Source organism: Micrococcus sp. UYEF5, from assembly GCF_040546065.1.
Classification (GTDB): Bacteria; Actinomycetota; Actinomycetes; order Actinomycetales; family Micrococcaceae; genus Micrococcus; species Micrococcus luteus.
The window spans coordinates 1-19296 of sequence record NZ_JBEPNB010000005.1; the positions used below are offsets into that span (position 1 = coordinate 1).

General features: G+C 71.3%; 18 protein-coding genes and 1 pseudogene. 16 read left to right on the top strand and 3 right to left on the bottom strand.

The features are described 5' to 3' along the window. Positions 1 to 225: pseudogene (locus ABIB16_RS06275) on the top strand (IS5/IS1182 family transposase); the annotation flags it as partial. Here ABIB16_RS06275 and ABIB16_RS06280 read toward each other — a convergent pair. Next, complete coding sequence (locus ABIB16_RS06280) at positions 211 to 1080, bottom strand: LysR family transcriptional regulator (RefSeq protein ID WP_354436120.1); 870 nt, start codon at positions 1078 to 1080, stop codon at positions 211 to 213. The pseudogene ABIB16_RS06275 and the gene ABIB16_RS06280 overlap by 15 nt on opposite strands. A 126-nt stretch (positions 1081 to 1206) precedes the next feature. On the opposite strand from ABIB16_RS06280, the gene ABIB16_RS06285 reads away from it, so the two are divergent. From ABIB16_RS06285 to ABIB16_RS06335, 11 genes are all read left to right on the top strand, one after another. Further along, positions 1207 to 2112, top strand: a complete 906-nt coding sequence (locus ABIB16_RS06285) for an NAD(P)-dependent oxidoreductase (protein WP_282963238.1) — start codon at positions 1207 to 1209, stop codon at positions 2110 to 2112. A gap of 31 nt (positions 2113 to 2143) precedes the next feature. Then, positions 2144 to 3646, top strand: coding sequence for a CoA-acylating methylmalonate-semialdehyde dehydrogenase (locus ABIB16_RS06290; RefSeq protein WP_502915457.1), 1503 nt, complete (start codon positions 2144 to 2146; stop codon positions 3644 to 3646). 147 nt (positions 3647 to 3793) lie between these two features. Continuing rightward, the gene (locus tag ABIB16_RS06295; protein ID WP_354436157.1) at positions 3794 to 5155 is read left to right on the top strand and encodes a GntP family permease; all 1362 of its coding nucleotides are present in this window, start codon (positions 3794 to 3796) and stop codon (positions 5153 to 5155) included. 178 nt (positions 5156 to 5333) lie between these two features. Further along, positions 5334 to 6560: a glycerophosphodiester phosphodiesterase gene (locus tag ABIB16_RS06300; RefSeq protein WP_044659881.1), complete on the top strand. Its 1227-nt coding sequence runs from the start codon at positions 5334 to 5336 to the stop codon at positions 6558 to 6560. Between the two features lie 216 nt (positions 6561 to 6776). Then, entirely contained in the window at positions 6777 to 7592 is an 816-nt protein-coding gene (locus ABIB16_RS06305) for a CsbD family protein (RefSeq protein ID WP_020625303.1), read from the top strand. After that, entirely contained in the window at positions 7589 to 8056 is a 468-nt protein-coding gene (locus tag ABIB16_RS06310; protein ID WP_354436121.1) for a phage holin family protein, read from the top strand. The genes ABIB16_RS06305 and ABIB16_RS06310 overlap by 4 nt, the downstream gene beginning before the upstream one ends. Next, positions 8053 to 8751 (top strand): DUF3618 domain-containing protein, encoded by a 699-nt coding sequence (locus ABIB16_RS06315; RefSeq protein ID WP_036338457.1) that lies wholly within the window; start codon positions 8053 to 8055, stop codon positions 8749 to 8751. Before ABIB16_RS06310 ends, ABIB16_RS06315 begins: the two co-directional genes overlap by 4 nt. 154 nt (positions 8752 to 8905) lie before the next feature. Continuing rightward, a complete protein-coding gene (gene panC / locus ABIB16_RS06320; protein ID WP_044658620.1) occupies positions 8906 to 9937 on the top strand; it encodes a pantoate--beta-alanine ligase in 1032 nt (343 codons plus the stop codon). Next, on the top strand, positions 9934 to 10632 hold the full coding sequence (locus ABIB16_RS06325) for a DNA-3-methyladenine glycosylase (RefSeq protein WP_230259968.1): 699 nt from the start codon (positions 9934 to 9936) through the stop codon (positions 10630 to 10632). The genes panC and ABIB16_RS06325 overlap by 4 nt, the downstream gene beginning before the upstream one ends. A gap of 47 nt (positions 10633 to 10679) precedes the next feature. Further along, positions 10680 to 11162 (top strand): SRPBCC family protein, encoded by a 483-nt coding sequence (locus ABIB16_RS06330; RefSeq protein ID WP_036314813.1) that lies wholly within the window; start codon positions 10680 to 10682, stop codon positions 11160 to 11162. Between the two features lie 151 nt (positions 11163 to 11313). Next, the gene (locus ABIB16_RS06335) at positions 11314 to 13377 is read left to right on the top strand and encodes a M13 family metallopeptidase (protein ID WP_354436122.1); all 2064 of its coding nucleotides are present in this window, start codon (positions 11314 to 11316) and stop codon (positions 13375 to 13377) included. 40 nt (positions 13378 to 13417) lie between these two features. Here ABIB16_RS06335 and ABIB16_RS06340 read toward each other — a convergent pair whose 3' ends face one another. Then, positions 13418 to 13927, bottom strand: a complete 510-nt coding sequence (locus ABIB16_RS06340) for a MarR family winged helix-turn-helix transcriptional regulator (RefSeq protein ID WP_354436123.1) — start codon at positions 13925 to 13927, stop codon at positions 13418 to 13420. Further along, the gene (locus tag ABIB16_RS06345) at positions 13920 to 15794 is read right to left on the bottom strand and encodes an MDR family MFS transporter (RefSeq protein WP_044658624.1); all 1875 of its coding nucleotides are present in this window, start codon (positions 15792 to 15794) and stop codon (positions 13920 to 13922) included. Before ABIB16_RS06345 ends, ABIB16_RS06340 begins: the two co-directional genes overlap by 8 nt. A 165-nt stretch (positions 15795 to 15959) precedes the next feature. On the opposite strand from ABIB16_RS06345, the gene ABIB16_RS06350 reads away from it, so the two are divergent. From ABIB16_RS06350 to ABIB16_RS06365, 4 genes are all read left to right on the top strand, one after another. Further along, positions 15960 to 16949 (top strand): 2-hydroxyacid dehydrogenase, encoded by a 990-nt coding sequence (locus tag ABIB16_RS06350; protein ID WP_127435170.1) that lies wholly within the window; start codon positions 15960 to 15962, stop codon positions 16947 to 16949. Positions 16950 to 16981: 32 nt separating this feature from the next. After that, on the top strand, positions 16982 to 18496 hold the full coding sequence (gene lysS, locus ABIB16_RS06355; protein WP_044658626.1) for a lysine--tRNA ligase: 1515 nt from the start codon (positions 16982 to 16984) through the stop codon (positions 18494 to 18496). Position 18497: 1 nt separating this feature from the next. Beyond that, the gene (locus ABIB16_RS06360; RefSeq protein ID WP_036384193.1) at positions 18498 to 18737 is read left to right on the top strand and encodes a hypothetical protein; all 240 of its coding nucleotides are present in this window, start codon (positions 18498 to 18500) and stop codon (positions 18735 to 18737) included. A gap of 163 nt (positions 18738 to 18900) precedes the next feature. Then, complete coding sequence (locus ABIB16_RS06365) at positions 18901 to 19203, top strand: histone-like nucleoid-structuring protein Lsr2 (RefSeq protein ID WP_036314827.1); 303 nt, start codon at positions 18901 to 18903, stop codon at positions 19201 to 19203. The last annotated feature ends 93 nt before the right edge of the window (positions 19204 to 19296 follow it).

Genomic DNA, 19296 nt, shown 5'->3' on the forward strand with positions numbered 1-19296 from the left:
GACCAGCAGGGCCACCGCAGACGGCGCGGTGCCCGCGGCGGGCGCCCCGTCAGCCTCGACGCGGACGCCTACAAGGGCCGCAACGTCATCGAGCGCCAGTACGCGCACCTGAAGCAGTGGCGGGGTCTGGCGACCCGGTATGACAAGTACGCGATCATCTACAGGGCCGCTGTGGTCCTGAATGCTGTGATCGCATGGTCAAAACGATTGTCAGACATGCCCTAGGCGCTCGTGCACAGCGCGGACCGTCGGATTGCGCCATGCCTCGACCGTGACCATGAGCCAGTACTCCATCCGGTGGTGGAAGACGTTCGGCAGGATGGGGACCAGGTCGGGGTCATCGCCTGCGCAGAAGTCGGGCAGCAGCCCGATGCCGGCCCCGGCCCGGGTCGCCGCCACTTGGGCCATGACACTGGTCGAGCTGGCACCGGTCCGCATGTGTCGAAGCGACTCGCGCGCGGCGTCCAGGGATTCGGTGCTCAGTTCCGTCTCCACGTAGTAGACGAGCGGGTGGTCGCCTAGGTCGGCCAGGTCCTGTGGAGCACCGTGCCGTCGGACGTAGTCCTCGGACGCGTAGAGCCGGAGTTCGTAGTCGCGGAGGAAGCGGGTCAGGGCACGGGACTGCCCGGGGTGGCCGACGGTGACCACCATGTCCAGGTCCGTGTGTGACGTGCGGCCCCGCGCCGGGTTTGTCCGGATCTGGACCTGCAGGCGGGGATGAGCGGTTTGGAGCTCGGCGATGCTCGGCGCCGCGAATGCCACGGCGAAGGCCTCTGGAACTCCGAGACGGATGACCCCGTGAAGGTCGCCTCGGTGCCGACCCGTCAGAGGCTCCACGGCGGCTTCGAGCGCGCGCGCGGCAGCGAGCGCTTTTTCGCCCAGTGGCGTCACCTCCATCCCTGCAGGACCCCGGACGACGACCCGGCCGCCCAGGGCCGCCTCGAGCGCCTTCAAGCGGCGTGTGACCGTCGTCCGATTCACCTGCAATTCCTCTGCAGCTGCATCGAGGCGACCCTCTCGGACAACGAGGAGGAGGGTGACCAGCCCTTCCATCTGGGTGACGGCTTTCCAGCGCTCCATCGGCTGATGATGCACGAACGCACATCATCTGTGCAATTTCCCCTCTCGCAGATGCATTGATACCCACACACACCCCCCTTAGTGTGAGCTGCACCACAGCATGGCAACGCAGGAGGCTGGATTGAGATGACTCGTTTCGCGTGGATCGGACTCGGGAACATGGGTGCACCCATGGCTGGCAACCTGGTCGCGTCCGGCCATCCAGTCAGGGGTTACGACCTGAGTGACGCGGCGCGGGAGGACGCGCGGAGGGTGGGCGTGGACGTCGTCGGCTCCATTGCGGAGGCGGTCGCCGACGCCGACGTGGTGGTGACGATGCTTCCGAAGGGCCAGCACGTGCGCGACGTGCTCTCCCAGGACGGCGGGGTGTTCAGCAACGCCCGTCCGGGGACGCTCATCATGGACTCGTCCACCGTGGACATCGAGACGTCCCGCTGGTGTCACGAGGAAGCGCCCAAGCATGGCGTGCGCTTCGTCGATGCCCCGGTGAGCGGGGGCACGTCCGGGGCCGCTGCCGCGACCCTCGCGTTCATGATCGGCGGACGCGAGGCCGATGTCGCCGAAGCCCTGGAGCACGTGAAGCCGATGTCGGGCAAGGCGTTCGCCGCGGGCGGGCCGACGGCGGGCATCGCCGCCAAAATCGCCAACAACATGATGCTGTTCATCACGCAGATGGCGGCGTCCGAAGGGTCCCAGCTCGCGAAACACCTGGGACTGGACCCGAAGACCTTTTGGGAGATCACGACGGCCTCATCCGGCATGTCCTGGTCGCAGCAGACGTGGTATCCCGTCGCGGGGGTCGTTCCGAGTGCCGCCGCCAACAACAACTTCGAGGCCAGCTTCCGAGCGGACCTGGCCATCAAGGACGTCACCTTGGCGGTGGATGCGGGTAAGGCCGCTGGCCTTCACCTCGAGGCGGCGTCTCTCGCCCAAGAGCAACTGCACCGGCTGCGTGACGAAGGTCTGGGTGACAAGGACTGCACCCTCGTCGTGAAGTACGTGACGCCTGGCAAGAGCCAGGCCGAGATCTGAACGATTCCCCGCATACACGCAGGAGCTGAGCATGACCACCATGTCCGCAGGAAAGACCACCGTCATCGAACACTTCATCGGGGGGAAGGCTCGGGGCGGCGACCGCACCACCCCCGTTTACAACCCGGCGACGGGCCAGCAGATCGCTGAGCTCGTCCAGGCGCCGTCGTCCCGGGTCGACGAAGCCGTACGGGACGCGGTGCGTGCACAGCGGGAGTGGCGGCGCGTCGGGTTGGTGAAGCGTTCGAAGATCATGTTTCGGGCCGGGGAGATCATCAACGCGCGGAAGGACGAGCTGGCTCGGATCATCACGAGAGAACACGGCAAGGTCCACTCCGACGCACTCGGCGAGATCGCGCGGGGGATGGAGAACGTCGAGTTCTGCGCCGGGCTCCTGCATCACATGAAGGGAGAGTTCGCCGAGCAGGTGGCCGACGGTGTCGACGTCAAGCAGATCCGGCAGCCGGTGGGGGTGGTTGCGTGCATCACGCCCTTCAACTTCCCTGCCATGGTGCCGCTCTGGATGTTCACCACGGCGATCGCTGCCGGCAACGCCGTCGTCCTCAAGCCGAGCGAGCGCGACCCTTCAGCCGCCAACTGGCTGGCTGAGGTCTTTCTGGAGGCGGGCCTGCCTGAGGGCATCCTGAATGTCGTCCACGGCGACAAGGAGGCGGTGGACGCGCTCCTCAGCCACCCGCAGGTCAAGGCTGTCTCCTTTGTGGGTTCAACGCCGGTGGCCCATCACATCTACACGACGGCCGCGAACGAGGGGAAGCGCGTTCAGGCTTTGGGCGGGGCCAAGAACCACATGGTCGTCATGCCGGACGCCGACCTCGAGAGCGCGGCCGCCGCGGCTGTCTCGGCCGCCTTCGGTTCTGCCGGCGAGCGCTGCATGGCGATCTCGGTGGCGGTGGTGGTGGGCGACATCGCCGACCAGTTCGTCGACCGGGTCACGGAACTGGCCCGGGCACTCGTCGTCCGTCCGGGCGACCAGCCCGAAGCCGAGATGGGCCCGCTCATCACCCGCGACGCGCTGGAGCGGGTCACGTCCTATGTGGACGGCGCCGCGCAGGAGGGTGGAACGCTCGTGCTGGACGGGAGGACCCACGACGTGCCGACCGAGGGCTTCTTCATTGGGCCCAGCATCGTCGACCATGTCCGGCCGGGCATGAAGGTCTACGACGACGAGATCTTCGGCCCCGTGCTGGCGGTCGTGCGCGTTGACACGTATGAGGACGCGGTCGACCTGATCAATGAGAACCGGTTCGCGAACGGCACGTCGGTGTTCACCCGCGATGGGAAGACCGTGCGCTCGTTCGAGTACGACATCGAAGTCGGCATGGTCGGGGTGAACATCCCGATCCCCGTCCCGGTGGGCTCGTTCAGTTTCGGAGGCTGGAAGGACTCGCTGTTCGGGGACACGCACATGTACGGCCCCGAGGGGTTCAACTTCTACACCCGGCGAAAGGTCGTCTCCTCACGTTGGCCCGAGGCCAGCGAGTCCCAAGTCGACCTCGGGTTCCCCTCCCACTGAGCCGTCGGCTCACTGACAACCTCGTGAGATGAACACTCCATGATCATCGGATTCCTGGGCATCATCCTCTCCTTGCTCCTCCTCATCACCATGGCCTACCGGGGGACCTCGGTGGTCATCGCGGCCCCGGTGTGCGCCGCCGTGGCGATGGTCTTCTCGGGGGCGCCGTTCCTGGCGACATACACGGACATCTTCATGCCCGCGCTGGGCAAGTTCATCACCAGCTACTTCCCGATCTTCGTGACCGGAGCGATCTTCGGACGGCTGATGTCGATCACCGGGTACGCCCGCGCCGTCGCCCAGGTCATCACCCGGTGGCTGCGCCCTCAGCGGGCCATCCTGGCGACGGTGTTCACCGCCGCCATCCTGACGTATGGCGGCGTAAGTGTGTTCGTGGCCGTGTTCGTGATGTTCCCCCTCGCGAAGGAACTCTTCCGGATGGCTGACCTGCCGCGGCGGATGATCCCCGCCACGATCGCGCTGGGCATCCTGACCTTCACGATGACGGCCCTCCCGGGGACGCCGCAGATCCAGAACATCATCCCGGGGCAGTTCTTCGGCACAGGCACGTTTGCCGCGCCGATCATCGGCGTGGTGGGAAGTGTCCTGATGCTCGGCCTCGGCATGGTGTGGCTGCACTTCCGGGTCGGACGGCTCGTCGCGGCCGGGGAACGGTTCGGCCACCTGACCGACCTGGAGCGGGCGGCGGGTGTGGGTGAGGCGAACGCGGGGAAGGCCGCCGGCCCGACCGGTGACGCCGCCGTCGGCACTCTGGTGAAAGAGTCCGAGGCCGGGGAGGTGCTCCTTCCCGAGCCACGGAACGCGCTGCTGCCCTTCCTGCCGATCCTGGCGGTCTTCGTGGTCAACCTGCTGGCGACGACGGTTGTCTTCCCGGCCATGGACTGGGGGTATCTCCAGGAGGAGAAGTACGGTGGGGCCACTCTGGCCGGCCGGTCTGCGGTCTGGGCCGTCCTCTCGGCACTGCTGGCCGCCGTGGCGATCATCGTCCTGCTCAACGTCCGCCACCTGCGTGTGATCTGGGAGAACTTCATCGTCGGCGCCCAGCGGTCACTGGTGCCCATCTTCAGCACCGCGTCGGAGGTAGGCTACGGAGCGGTCATCGCCTCTCTGGCGGCCTTCGCCATCGTCAAAAATGGCATCCTAGCCCCCGGTATGAACGCCCTGGCGGCGACGGCGATCTCCACTTCGGTCATCGCCGGCATCACGGGTTCGGCTTCGGGCGGTATGACGATCGCGTTGAACGCCATCGGGGAGGACCTCCGATCTCTGGCGGTCGAGCAGGGCTACAGCCTCGAATTGCTCCACCGAGTCACCGCGATGGCATCCGGGGGGCTCGACTCGATGCCCCACAACGGGGCAGTGATCACTCTGCTCCTCGTGTGTGGCATGACGCACCGCGAGTCGTACAAGGACGTGGCGATGATCACGCTCGTGATCCCCGTACTGGCCGTCGCCGTGATCATCCTGGGGGCACTCGCCGTCGGCTGACGCCGACCCGATCCCTGCCCGGCGCCGCGCATCGTGACGGGCGGCTGAACCTCTCCGATCAGCCGCCCGTCACCGGCTGTTCACCGGACGGGCCGGCTGTGGCCGGAGGGGGGCCACCCGGCCGACACCCGGATCTGGCCCACTGGAGCGGTCATCCCCCCCCGGAAAGGACCGTTCCATGACCTCCGTCCGTCGTCACGCCGCCCGCGGCCTCGTGGCCCTCGCCGCCGCCGTCGCCGTCAGCGCCCCGCTGGCCGCCCCGGCCGTCGCCGCCCCCGCCGCAACGGAGACCCCGGCCGCCGCGCAGTCCGTCACGGGCAAGCCCGTAGTGCGTCCCGACGTCGTGGGTCATCGTGGTGCCTCCGGCTACCGCCCCGAGCACACCCTGGCCGCCTACGAGCTGGCCGCCGCCCAGGGCGCGGATGTGATCGAGCCGGACCTGGTCTCCACCAAGGACGGCGTGCTCGTGGTCCGCCACGAGAACCTGATCGACGGCACCACGGACGTCGCCCAGCGACCCGAGTTCGCGGACCGCAGGACCACCAAGGTCGTCGACGGCGTGGCCCTCACCGGCTGGTTCACCGAGGACTTCACCCTCGCCGAGCTCAAGACCCTGCGCGCCAAGGAGCGCCTGCCGCAGGTCCGCCCCGAGTCCGCGTCCTACGACGGCCGGTACCAGGTGCCCACCTTCGAGGAGGTGCTCGAGCTGCGGGAGCGCCTCTCGGCCCGGCACGGCCGCGAGATCGGCGTCATCCCCGAGATCAAGCACCCCACCTACTTCGACTCCATCGGCCTGTCCATGGAGGAGCGCGTCGTCGAGCTGCTCGACGAGCACGGCCTGAACAAGCGCAACGCCCCCGCCACCGTGCAGTCCTTCGAACTCGCCAACCTGCGCGATCTCAACGAGAACCTCGGCCTCAAGGCCGAGACGGTGTTCCTCTCCAGCGTCACCGGCGCACCCTATGACTCCGTGGCCGCCGGCGACGAACTCCGCGACTACGACTTCTACGAGACCGCCGCGGGCATGCGCGAGATCCGCGCGGCCGGCGTCGACACGCTCGGCCCGGCCTTCGCGCAGATCATCACCAAGGAGAAGGACGGCTCGATGGGCGAGGAGACCGCGTTCGTCTCCCTCGCCCACCGCGCGGGCCTCGAGGTGGTGCCGTACACCTTCCGCGCCGAGAACCAGTTCCTCTACACGGAGTTCCGCTCCTCCACGGACCGGAACGCACAGGGCGACATGGTCGGCATGATCCAGCCGTTCCTCGACGCCGGCATCGACGGCTTCTTCACCGACCACCCCGACCTCGGCGTGCAGGCCGTGGACGTCTGGATGCAGGGCAAGAAGGAGCACCCGGGCCGGGGCGTCGGCAAGACCGCCCAGCGGGGCCTGAAGGTGCGCTGACCCCGTCCCGACCGGAGACGACGCCGTCGCGCCGCCCGGCCCGGTGGGGGGCGCGGCGGCACGCGTGTTGCGTCGACCGATCCCGGCGGACCCGAGGTCTTCCGGCAGGGTCCCTGCGGTGCTTACCTTGGCGCTCAAGACCGGTGGACCCGGTGACGTGGACGGCCAGAAGGGCCGGCCATGAGGGACGCCGACCCGGACGAAGGAAGGCACAGCATGACGACGAACACGCCGAAGAACGCCCACGGCTCCTCAGCCGAGGGCCGTGACGCCAAGGACCAGGCGAAGGGCAAGGCCCAGCAGGCCGCGGGCGAGGCCCAGGGCCAGGCGAAGGCCGTGGCCCACGACGCCAAGGACAAGGCCCAGGACCTCGCGGCCACCGCCAAGCACGAGGCCGGCCAGGTGAAGGACGAGGCCGCTGACCAGGTGCAGTCGCTGGTCGGCTCCGCCCAGGAGCAGGTCGGCGCGCAGGTGCAGACCCAGCAGGAGCGGCTCGCGGGCCAGGTGCGCAGCTACACCGACGACCTGCACCGCGTGGTCTCCGGTGAGCAGCCGCAGACCGATTTGGTGCGCCAGGGCGTCGCCTCGGTGGCGGACCGTGCCGAGGCCCTGACCCAGCGCCTGGAGACCGCTTCCCCGCAGGACCTGCTGCAGGACGTGCGCGGCTTCGCCGCTCGCCGTCCGGGCACGTTCCTGGCCCTCGCCCTGGGCGCCGGGCTGGTGGCCGGTCGACTGACGCGCGGCATCCGCGACGCCGCCCAGCCCGACTCCACCGCCTCCACCTCGCCGCGCCGTCACGAGACCCGTCCGGACGCGGTGCACGCGGACGTGACTCCGCACCACCTGGACTCGCAGGCCCCGGCCTACTCGAGCGATTCGCTCTCCCAGGCCGACGGCCGCGTCGCGGACGGCGCCGGGCCCCGCCGCGCGGCCGGCGTCGGGGACGTCCCGTACGGCACGCAGGCACCGGTCCAGCAGGGCCTGACCGCCGAGCGGCCGTTCGACCAGACCCGGCCCGGGGGTGACGCATGAGCACCGCCCACGAGCCGTTCCGCGACGCGACGCCGCACTCCGGCGCGCACACCCCGCCGCCCACGCAGGCGGAGTCCCGCGCCGAGCACGAGAGCCTCGGCGAGATGTTCCAGAGCCTGTCGGCCAAGCTGTCGACGCTGGTCAGCCAGGAGATCGCCCTGGCCAAGGCCGAGGCCACCGAGTCCGCGAAGAAGGCCGGCAAGGGGGCGGGGCTGCTGGCCGGCGCCGCCGTCGGCGGCTTCTTCCTGCTGATGTTCCTGTCCCTCGCCCTGATGTACCTGCTCGACGTGTTCCTGCCGATCGGCTGGGCCGCGCTGATCGTGGCCGTGCTGTGGGGCATCGTGGCGGCCGTGCTGGCCGTGCAGGGCAAGAAGGACATCGAGAAGATCAAGGGTCTGCCGCAGACCCAGGAGACGCTTCAGGAGATCCCCGAGACCCTGAACCCCGCGAAGGAGACGCGATGACCACGAGCAACAACCCCGATGAGATCCGCGCCGACATCGAGCGCACGCGCCGCGAGCTCGGCCAGGACGTGGACGCCCTCGCCGAGAAGGTGAGCCCCACGAAGGCCGTGTCCCGGCAGACCAACCGCATCAAGGACGGCTTCATCCACGCGAAGGAGAACATCATGGGCTCCCCGGAGCAGCACCGCCACGAGCCCTCGCTGGGCGATCGCGCCCACGGGGTGATCGACGACGCCCGGGCCTCCGCGTACGACGCTGCCGGCCAGGCCCAGGACCGCCTGGGCGATGCCGGCGACCGCGTGTCCGAGTGGGCCGACGACGCCCAGCTCGCCCTGCAGCAGGCCCCGGCTCAGCTGCGCGGCCGCACCGCGGGCAACCCGCTGGCCGCCGGGCTGATCGCCTTCGGCGCCGGCCTGCTGCTCAGCTCGCTGATCCCCGCCTCACGCGTGGAGCAGCGCGCCGCGGAGGGCCTCAAGGAGCAGGCCGCCCCGCTGGTGGACGAGGCCAAGCAGGCCGCCCAGCAGCTGCGCGAGGACCTCGAGCCCGCCGCCCGCGAGGCCGCCGGGAGCGTGAAGGAGTCGGCTGCCGAGGCCGCGTCCCACCTCAAGGAGCAGGGCACGGACACGGCGCAGGACCTCAAGGCGGAGTCCCAGGACGCCGCCCGCCAGGTGAAGGACACCGCGAAGGACGCCTGAGCCCGACCCGAGCACGACGCCGGCCGGTCCCGTTGACGGGACTGGCCGGCGTCGCGCGTGGTGGGGCCGAATCCGGCCCGCGGCTCAGGCCTTGGACCAGATGCGCGTGGTGAGGCGGAAGTCCTCCCCGAGGCCCCGTGCCTAGACTCGGAGGGTGACCCCTCTCGACCGCGTCCCCGACCAGCGCCCCGTCCCCGCCGGCACCGGCCTGACCCTCGAGGACGCCCTCCCCGCTCCCGTGACGGCCGAGGCCGACGGCGTCTCCGCGCGCCCGCGTCTGGCCCGGACCGTCGCCGAGATGCGCTCCGCTCTCCGTGAGCTCGTCGCCCACGCCACGGACGACGGCGACGCCGAGCCCGTCACCGTCGGCCTGATCCCCACGATGGGCGCCCTCCACGGCGGCCACGCGGCCCTGGTGCGGCGGGCCCGCGCCGAGAACGACGTCGTCGCGGTCAGCATCTTCGTGAACCCGCTCCAGTTCGGCGATCCGGCCGACCTGGAGCACTACCCGCGCACCCTCGACGCGGACCTGGACCTGCTGGCGGCGGCGGGCGCCGACGTCGTGTTCGCCCCGGACGTGCAGGAGATGTACCCGGGTTACCCGGACGCGCCGATCGTCACCGTCTCCGCCGGCCGCATGGGGGAGGTCCTCGAGGGCGCCTCCCGCCCGGGCCACTTCGACGGCGTGGCCACCGTCGTGGCGAAGCTGTGGAACATCGTGCGCCCGGCGGCGCCGGTCCTGCGCAGCTACTTCGGCCAGAAGGACGCGCAGCAGCTCACCGTCCTGCGCCGCCTGGCCACGGACCTCGACATCGACGTCGACGTCCGCGCCGTGCCCATCGTCCGCTCGCCCGAGGGCCTCGCGCTCTCCAGCCGCAACACCCGCCTGGACGCCGCGGGCCTGGAGCACGCGCTCGTCCTCAGCCGCGCCCTGCGCTCCCTGGCCGACGCCGCGGCGGCCGGTGAGCCCGTCGACGTCCAGGCCGCGCGCCGGATGGTCGAGGACGAGCCGGGCGTCGAGCTGGACCACCTCGTGGTGGTGGACCGGGACACCTTCGCCGAGCTCGGTCCGGAGCTGCTGTGCCAGCCGCTGCGCCGCGAGGCCCTCGCCCTCGTGGCCGCGCACGTGCCGCCCGTCCGGCTGATCGACACCATGGTGCTGCCCGCCGCGGGGCCGCTGCCGTGACCCCGGAGCGTCTCGCCGCCGCCTTCGACGGCCCCTCGCCCGCGCTCGCCGCGACGCTGCTGGGGTGCCGGCTGACCGTCGTCGCCCCGGACGGCGCCGTCACCGTGCGGCTGACCGAGACCGAGGCGTACGGGAACGCGGGCGCAGACCCCGGCGCCCACTCGTTCCGCGGTCGCACCGAGCGCAATGCCGCGCTGTTCGGGCCGCCGCGGCGCACGTACGTGTACCTGAACTACGGCATCCACCGCTGCCTGAACCTGGTCGGCCACCCCGAGGGGGAGGCCGGCGGTGTGCTGCTGCGTGCGGCCGAGGTGCTCGCGGGAGGGGACCTCGCGGTGGCCCGCCGTGGCCGGGACACCGGCCCCAAGCTGCTCTCCGGCCCGGGCAACCTCGGCCAGGGCCTCGGCATCACCCTGGAGATGGGCCACGCGCCCGTGGAGATCGTCGCCGCGCCGCCGGAGGTGGCCGACGACGGTGGCACCTCGGCCCGCCTCGCCGCGCCGGCCGCGCCCGCCCGGTTCCTCCTGGCTCCGCCCGCGCCCCGCGATCCGGCCGAGCCGCCGACCGAGGTCGTGACGGGCCCGCGCGTCGGCGTCTCGGGGGAGGGCGGCTCCGTGCGCTTCCCGTGGCGGTTCAGCGTGGCCGGCCACCGCAGCGTGTCCGCGTTCCGGCGTGGGCGCAACGTGCCGGACTGACCCCCAGACCTTGTCGGCCGCCCCGGCCCCGTGCCTAGGTTGATGCCATGACCGAGATGAACAAGACCGCCCACGGCGAGACCCAGCAGACCGTCACCCGCACCATCGACGCCTCTGCCAAGGACGTGTTCGACTTCCTGACCCTGCCCGCGAACCACGCGAAGTTCGACGGCTCGGGCATGGTGCAGTCGGACGACAAGACCCAGCGCATCCAGAAGGTCGGCGACGTGTTCACCATGAACATGCACGCGGAGCACATGGGTGGCGACTACCAGACGGACAACCACGTGGTCGCCTACGACCCGAACAAGCTGGTCGGTTGGAAGACCGCCCCCGCCGGCACCGAGCCCAAGGGCTGGCAGTGGGTCTACCGGCTCGAGGACAACGGCTCCGGCAGCACGGACGTGTCCCTCACCTACGACTGGACCGACGTGACCGACCCGGAGCTGCTGGAGAAGAACCTCTTCCCGATGGTCTCCGAGGAGCAGATGGAGGAGTCGCTCGCGAAGCTGGCCGCCGAGGTCGGCTGACCCCCCGCTTCACGACGGCGGCCCCCGGGCCGGCCGTCCCCACGACGACGGGCACGCACCCGACCAGGGTGCGTGCCCGTCGTCGTGTCCGGTGTCACGGCTAGAGTGCCGTGCGAGACCGTCCCACCCCCCACGTCCAGGAGGATCCGCCGTGACCGCCACCGCCGAGCCCGAAGTCCCGTCGCCGCGCGAGGACCTGTACCGCCACGTCAACGCCGGGTGGCTGGACACCCACGAGATCCCCGCGGACCAGGGTGCCTACGGCGCGTTCCTCGAGCTGCGGGACGCGGCCGAGCTCGCCGTCCGGCACCTGTGCGAGGACGCCGTGCGCGAGGTCGGCGCGGGCTTCGACCCCGCCCAGGCGCGCGTGCAGGCCACGGCCGCGGCCGGCGCGCACCGGGACGCCCCGCTCGCGCCGCTGGATGCGGAGGACACGGAGGGCATGGAGCATCCGGAGCTCAAGCGCCGGATCGCCGCGCTGTACGCCTCCTTCATGGACGACGAGACCGTGGAGGCCCGCGGCCTCGAGCCGATCGCCTCGGACCTGGCGGCGGTGGCCACCGTGTCCACCCCCGCGGAGCTGCTCGCCCTGTCCGGGCGACTGCAGCGCCAGGGCGTCTCCGGCCTCATCAACACCGGCGCACTCAACGACGCCGGGAACCCGGACCGCATGCTCCTGCACCTGCTCCAGGGCGGCCTGGGCCTGCCGGACGAGTCCTACTACCGGGACGAGGCCTACGCCGAGATCCTCGCGCAGTACACCGAGCACACCGGCCGCCTGCTGACGCTGGCCGGGATCGGCGCGGACCGGGACGAGGCCGCCGCGCTGGGCGTCCGGGTGGTGGAGCTGGAGAAGCGCATCGCCGCCCTGCACTGGGACCTGGTCCGCACCCGGGACGCCGTGGCCCGCTACAACCCCATGACCCACGACCGGCTGACGGAGCTCTTCCCCCTGGCCGACGCGTGGCTCGAGGGCGTGGACGCCGCCGGCGAGCGCGCCGCGGAGGTCGTGGTGTGGCAGCCGGACTTCCTCTCCGGTGTGCAGGGGCTGCTCGAGGGACCCGAGGCCGCCGACCTCGAGGACTGGCGTCACTGGCTGATCCTGCAGGTGCTGCGCTCCTTCGCCGGCTTCCTGCCGGACGCGTTCGTGCAGGAGAACTTCTCCTTCTACGGCCGCCGCCTGGCCGGCACCGAGGAGGTCCGCCCCCGCTGGAAGCGCGCGGTCGCGTTCGTCAACGGGGCGGCCGGCGAGGACGTGGCGCAGCTCTACGTGGCCCGCCATTTCCCGCAGGGCCACGTGGCCGCGATGGACGAGCTCGTGGGCCTGCTCCAGGAGGCCTATCGCCGGTCCATCGAGGAGCTCGAGTGGATGGGCGAGGAGACCCGTCAGCGGGCGCTCGAGAAGCTGGCGATGTTCCGCCCCATGGTGGGCTACCCCTCGAAGTGGCTGGACTACTCCGCCCTCGAGGTCCACGCCGGCGACCTGCTGGGCAACGCCCGCTCCTCCTCGGAGCTCGAGTGGGAGCGGGACCTGCGCAAGATCGCGGACGGGCCGGACCCGGAGGAGTGGCACATCACGCCGCAGACGGTGAACGCGTACTACTCCCCGCTCGAGAACGCCATCGTCTTCCCGGCCGCCATCCTGCAGCCCCCGTTCTTCGACCCCGAGGCCTCGATGGCCGCGAACCTGGGGGCGATCGGCGCCGTGATCGGCCACGAGATCGGCCACGGCTTCGACGACCAGGGCTCGCGGTACGACGGCGCCGGCCGGCTCGAGGACTGGTGGACCGAGGAGGACCGCGCGGCGTTCACCGAGCGCACCTCCCGGCTGGTGGCCCAGTACAACGCGCTCTCCCCGGCCGAGGCCCCGGACCACCGCGTCAACGGCGAGTTCACCCTCGGGGAGAACATCGGCGACCTCGGCGGCCTGGGCATCGCCCACCGCGCCTTGGAGATCTGGCGGGACGAGGGCGACGGCGCCTCCCTCGACGCCGCGGCGGGGGACCGCGAGTTCTTCACCGCCTGGGCCACCGTGTGGCGTCAGCTCACGCGACCGGAGGCCATGGTCACCCGCATCGCCTCGGACCCGCACTCGCCCAACGAGTTCCGCTGCAACCAGGTGGTCAAGAACATCGACGCCTTCCACGAGGCGTTCGGCACGCGCGAGGGGGATCCCATGTGGCTGGCCCCGGAGGAGCGCGTCACCATCTGGTGATCCCGCCCGCCGGCCGGGCCCCGCGGGTCCGGCCGGCGGCTCACTCGGACTCGGCGGGGTCCTGCATCCGGGTCTGACGCTCGGCGGCCAGCCGGTCCAACAGGCGCGTCAGCGTCCGGATGTCCTCGCGGTCCCAGCGCGCCAGGTCGTCGCGCAGCCCGCGACCCGCCGGGCCGCCACGCACCGCGTCGAGGCGGGCGAGCCCCTCGGGGCTGGCGCTCAGGAGGGCGGAGCGGCGGTCCCGCGGGTCCGACTCTCGGGTGATCAGCCCGGCGGCCTCGAGGTCGCGGACCATGCGGGAGACCTGGGCGCGGTCCACCAGCAGGCCCTCGGCCACGGCCGAGGGCGTCATGGTCCCCTCGTTGGCCAGCATCATGAACGCCTTCATCGCCCCGACGGACAGGGCCGGGCTGAGGGCCGCCGCGTAGCGGGCCATCACCTGGCGGTGCTGCAGGACCAGACGCGAGAACGCCTGCTCGAGCCCCTGGACGGCGGCCTCGAAGCCCGCGTCGTCGCCGCCTCCGCCCGAGTCCGGGGCGCCGTCAGCCACGGCGGGCCCGGACCAGCGCGGTGACGACGGCCGCCAGCAGGGCCGTCCCCGCCACGGCCAGCGCCGCGGGGACGACGGGCCGGCCGGCCACCGGCGACGCCGTCGCCGGGCGCTCGGCCGCCACCGCCCGGGACTCCTCCGGGTCCTCGGCCGGATGCTGCCCCTGCGCCGCGGTCACCACGGGGATCGGACCGGTCGCGGGCAGCGTCTGCATGGCCTCGGCCGTGGAGTGGGTGGCCAGGTCGGCGCGGGTGGCGTGGAGGCGCTCGGAGGTGGTCATGCGACCCAGCGGGATGTTCGGCAGGAACAGGATCGCGATCAGCGCGACGATCGCGAGGGGCACGCCCACGAGGAACGCGTGGGAGATGCCGGTGGCGTAGACGTCCTCGAAGATCGAGCGCAGGCCGTCGGGCATCTCCGCCACGCGTGGCAGGGTGCTGGACTGCAGGCTCTCGGACCACTCGGCGGCGTCCGGGCCCAGGCTGCGCAGGGCCGCGGCGAGGTCCGCGCGGCGCTCCTCGATGCGGTCCGGGACCACGTTGGACACCACGGCGCCCATCACGGCGACACCGATGCTGCCGCCCAGGGTGCGGAAGAAGGTGACGCCGGAGCTGGCGACGCCCATCTGCCGCGGGTCCGTGGTGTTCTGCACCACGAGCACGAGGTTCTGCATGGTCATGCCGACGCCGGCGCCGAGCAGGAACATGTAGAGGGACACCAGCCAGAAGGAGGTGTCGTAGTGCAGGGTGCCGAGCAGGGCGGTGCCGGCGATCAGCAGGACGGCGCCGATCACGAGCCAGCGCTTCCACACGCCGGTGCGGGTGATGAGGCCGCCGATCACCGTGGAGGACACGAGCAGGCCGAGGATCATCGGGATGGTCATGAGGCCGGCCTGGGTCGGCGTCGCGCCGCGGGCCAGCTGCATGTACTGGGCCAGGTAGACGGAGGAGCCGAACATGGCCAGGCCCGTGGCGATCGAGGCGATCGTCGCGAGGGTGAAGGTGCGGTCGCGGAAGAGGGTGAGCGGGATGAGCGGCTCGGCGACGCGCAGCTCGGTCACGACGAACAGGACGGTGGCGACGGCGGCGCCGCCGAGCATCCACGCGGTGGTGGTGCTGGCCCAGTCGAAGTCGCGACCGGCGCTGGTGACCCAGATCAGCAGCAGCGCGGTGGCCGCGGTCAGGAACACGATGCCGAGGTAGTCGATGGACACCTTCTGGCGCTCGCGGTGCGGGAGGTGGAGGGTGCGCTGCACCATCACCAGGGCGACGACGGCGAAGGGCACCGCCACGAAGAAGTTCCAGCGCCAGCCCCACAGGTCGGTGATCACGCCGCCGGCGAGCGGGCCGCCCACCGTGGCCACGGCCATCACGGCGCCGAACAGGCCCATGTAGCGGCCGCGCTCACGCGGGCTGATGATGTCCGCCATGATCACCTGGCTGAGCGCGACGAGGCCGCCGCCGCCCAGGCCCTGCACGGTGCGGCAGACGATCAGGAAGGTCGGATCGTGGGTGAACCCGGCCGCCGCGGAGGCGGCGACGAAGATCGCCAGGGCGACCTGGAAGAGGACCTTGCGGTTGACGAGGTCGGCCAGCTTGCCCCAGATCGGGGTGGCGATGGCCGTGGCGAGCAGGGCCGAGGTGATGACCCAGGTGTAGGCGGTCTGGTCGCCGCCGATGTCGTGGATGATCACCGGCATCGAGGTCGAGACCACCGTGTTGGCGATCATCGAGACGAACATGCCCAGCAGGAGGCCGGTCAGGGCCTGGAGCACGGAGCGGTGGCGCGCGGCGTCGGCGGCGGCGCGCTCGAGCGAGGGGGCGCCGGCCGGCGCGACGGCCTCGGGGGCGGGGGAGGTTGGGGTCATGGGGTCCTTCGGCGGGAGGGGCGGCGCGGTGATTGACATGAGTCAATGATTGACGAGAGTCAATCATAGGGGGCGTCGCCCCGGGCTGCACCCGCCATCCGCGGTTAGCCTGGTCACGCCGGACGACGCCGCGTCCTCCCCCCGATCCGAGAGTGAGGCCCCGCCGTGACCCCCCGTTTCCTGCTCATGACCCGCCTCCCTGAGCCCGGGCTCGGGATGCTGCGCGAGGCCGGAGAGGTGGTGGACGGCGCCGACGTCGGAGGGGACGCCGCGCTCGCGCGGCTGGTGGCCTCGGGGGACTACGACGTCGTCGTCGCGGCCCTGGACCAGAAGTTCACCGCCGACGTGCTCGCCGACGCGCGGATCAGGGGCATCGCCAACTACGCGGTCGGCTACAACAACGTGGACGTGGCCGCCGCGACGCGGCGGGGGATCGCCGTCGGCAACACCCCGGACGTGCTCACGGACGCCACCGCGGACATCGCGATGCTCCTGATTCTCGGTGTGACCCGCCGCGCCCCCGAGGGTGAGCGGATGGTGCGCGAGGGGCGGTTCCACGGCTGGGCGCCGGACCTGCTCGTGGGCCGGGACGTGCGCGGCGCGACCCTGGGCCTGGCCGGTTTCGGGCGGATCGGCAAGGCGGTGGCCGAGCGTGCGCTCGCCTTCGGCATGGACGTCGTGTTCGCGCCGCGGCCGCCCGCGCACCGGGAGGTCGCGGCCGCGGAGCTCGGCGACCTCGCCGGCCGCGTCCGTCAGGTCCGCTGGGAGGAGCTCGTCGAGGCCGCGGACGTCCTGTCCCTCCACGTGCCCCTGACGGACGACACCCACCACCTCGTGGATGCGGACGTGATCGCGAAGATGAAGGACGACGCCGTCCTCGTCAACACGGCCCGCGGCCCCGTGGTGGACGAGGCGGCCCTCGTCACGGCCCTGCGCGAGGGGCGGCTCTTCGGCGCCGGTCTGGACGTCTACGAGGACGAGCCCGCCCTCGCCCCGGGCCTGGCCGAGCTGGGGAACGTGATGCTCCTGCCGCACCTGGGCTCCGCCACCCGGGACACCCGCGCCGCGATGGCCGAGCTGGCCGCGCGCAACGCGATCGCCATGGCCACGGGCGCGGAGGTCCCGGCCCTCGTCAACCCCGGGGTGCGCGGCTGACCGGCGGGGCGCCGTCGGTAGACTCGGGGACCGTGACCACCCAGAACTCCGCCTCCGCCGCCGTCGACCACCACGATCAGCAGGCCGTCCGCGCCGCCAAGCGTGAGCAGCTGCTCGCCTCGGGCCGCGAGGCCTACCCCGTGCAGGTGCCGCGCACCCACGCGCTGGCCGAGGTGCGTGAGCGGTTCGACGGCCACGAGCCTGACTGGGCCTCGGGCGAGACCGTGTCGGTGACCGGGCGCGTCGTCTTCCTCCGCAACACCGGCAAGCTCTGCTTCGCCACCCTGCAGGAGTCCGGCGCGGACGGGGAGGCCGTCCGCCTCCAGGTCATGGTGTCCCTGGCCGCCGTCGGTGAGGAGTCCCTGGCCGACTGGAAGAAGGTCGTGGACCTGGGCGACTTCCTCTCCGTCACCGGCGAGGTGATCGTCTCGCGCCGCGGCGAGCTGTCCATCATGGCCTCGGCATGGGAGATGGCCTCCAAGGCGCTGCGCCCCCTGCCCGTGCTGCACGCGGACCTGAACGAGGAGACCCGCGTCCGCCAGCGCTACGCGGACCTGATCGTGCGCGAGGAGGCCCGCCGCATGGTCTACACCCGCGCCAAGGTCACCTCGGCGGTGCGGCGCACCCTCGAGGGCCACGGCTACGTGGAGGTGGAGACCCCGATGCTCCAGCTCGTCCACGGCGGCGCCCTCGCGCGTCCCTTCGAGACGCACCTCAACGCGTTCGACCAGCCGATGACCCTGCGCATCGCCACCGAGCTGTACCTCAAGCGCGCCGTCGTCGGCGGCATCGACCGCGTGTTCGAGATCGGCCGCGTGTTCCGCAACGAGGGCGTGGACTCGACCCACTCGCCCGAGTTCACCACCCTCGAGTCCTATGAGGCGTGGGCGGACATGCACGTCATGGCCGAGCGCATGCAGGAGATCATCCTCAACGCCGCGGACGCGGTGGGCGCCGGGCGTCGGCTCGAGACCGCGAAGGGCGTCATCGACCTCGACGGCGAGTGGGCCTGGGTCGCCGTGTACCCGGGGCTGTCCGAGGCCGTGGGCCGCGAGATCACCCCGGAGACGGACGCCGAGACGCTGCGGGCGATCGCCGCGGAGCACGAGGTCAAGGTGGACCCCGCGTGGGACGCGGAGAAGCTCGTGATCGAGCTGTTCGGCGAGATCGTGGAGCCCACCCTGATGAACCCCACGTTCGTGTACGACTACCCGCCGGCCGCCCAGCCGCTCGCGCGCCCGCACCGCTCGGACGACCGGGTCATCGAGGCCTGGGACCTGATCATCGGCGGCATGGAGCGCGGCACCGCGTTCTCCGAGCTGATCGACCCCGTCATCCAGCGCGAGCGCCTGACCGCCCAGTCGGCGATGGCGGCCGCCGGCGACGACGAGGCGATGCAGCTGGACGAGGACTTCCTGCGCGCCCTCGAGTACGGCGCCCCGCCCATGGGCGGCATCGGCCTGGGCATCGACCGCCTGGTGATGCTGTTCACGGACGCCGGCATCCGCGAGACCATCCTCTTCCCGCTGCTCAAGCCGGAGGCCTGACATGGCCGACTTCTGGGACTACTTCTCCGTCCTCGCCCCCTCGATCGGCCTCGGGCTCATCTTCTGGCTGGTGATGCGCTCCCTGCTGCGTTCGGACACGGGCGAGCGCGAGAGTCAGGCCCGCCGGCTCTCGGGCGCGGACGCGCGGGCGGCCCGCGAGGAGGCCGAGGCCCGTGAGTGGGCGGCCCGACGCCGAGCCGAGGGAGGGCCGGGGGCTGATCCGGAGGACCGCGCCCGGTGAGATTCCTTCCCCGGCGTTGAAGAGTCCTTCTGCCCGGCTTTGTTGCGGTATTCTTGAATCACCACAAGTGCACGGCCGGAATCGTGAGCACGCGGGAAGAAGCCCGAGAGCGAAGACCGGAACCCAGGGACACGCGCACGAGAGAAGAAAGTGGGAATCACCGTTGGCACAGAAGGTAGAAGTGGTCCTCGTGGATGATCTTGACGGTTCGCCTGCAGATGAGACCGTGAACTTCGCATTGGACGGTCGCAATTACGAGATCGACCTGTCGAAGGAGCACGCCGCGGAACTCCGTGAGTTCCTGAAGCCCTACATGAAGAAGGGCCGCGCCGTGGCACCGCCGTCGCCCAAGGTCGAGGCCGCCCAGATCCGCAAGTGGGCGGCCGAGAACGGCTACGAGGTCTCGAGCCGGGGCCGTCTGCACCGCGACGTGGTGGAGGCCTACCGCAACGCGAAGCGCAAGTGAGCGTCCCGCCCGGGTGCTTCGAGGAATCGGCGTCCCCGGGCCTCGTTCCGGCCCCTCCCGACGACGGCCGGGCCGCTTCTCCCGCTGGCGAAC

Bases quoted from the DNA above. Each gene is read 5' to 3' on its own strand.
- ABIB16_RS06280 (WP_354436120.1), bottom strand. From the start codon at position 1,080: ATGGAGCGCTGGAAAGCCGTCACCCAGATGGAAGGGCTGGTCACCCTC.
- ABIB16_RS06360 (WP_036384193.1), top strand. From the start codon at position 18,498: ATGGCCGACTTCTGGGACTACTTCTCCGTCCTCGCCCCCTCGATCGGC.
- ABIB16_RS06305 (WP_020625303.1), top strand. From the start codon at position 6,777: ATGACGACGAACACGCCGAAGAACGCCCACGGCTCCTCAGCCGAGGGC.
- ABIB16_RS06330 (WP_036314813.1), top strand. From the start codon at position 10,680: ATGACCGAGATGAACAAGACCGCCCACGGCGAGACCCAGCAGACCGTC.
- ABIB16_RS06285 (WP_282963238.1), top strand. From the start codon at position 1,207: ATGACTCGTTTCGCGTGGATCGGACTCGGGAACATGGGTGCACCCATG.
- ABIB16_RS06295 (WP_354436157.1), top strand. From the start codon at position 3,794: ATGGTCTTCTCGGGGGCGCCGTTCCTGGCGACATACACGGACATCTTC.
- ABIB16_RS06300 (WP_044659881.1), top strand. From the start codon at position 5,334: ATGACCTCCGTCCGTCGTCACGCCGCCCGCGGCCTCGTGGCCCTCGCC.
- ABIB16_RS06315 (WP_036338457.1), top strand. From the start codon at position 8,053: ATGACCACGAGCAACAACCCCGATGAGATCCGCGCCGACATCGAGCGC.
- ABIB16_RS06345 (WP_044658624.1), bottom strand. From the start codon at position 15,794: ATGACCCCAACCTCCCCCGCCCCCGAGGCCGTCGCGCCGGCCGGCGCC.
- ABIB16_RS06290 (WP_502915457.1), top strand. From the start codon at position 2,144: ATGACCACCATGTCCGCAGGAAAGACCACCGTCATCGAACACTTCATC.
- ABIB16_RS06310 (WP_354436121.1), top strand. From the start codon at position 7,589: ATGAGCACCGCCCACGAGCCGTTCCGCGACGCGACGCCGCACTCCGGC.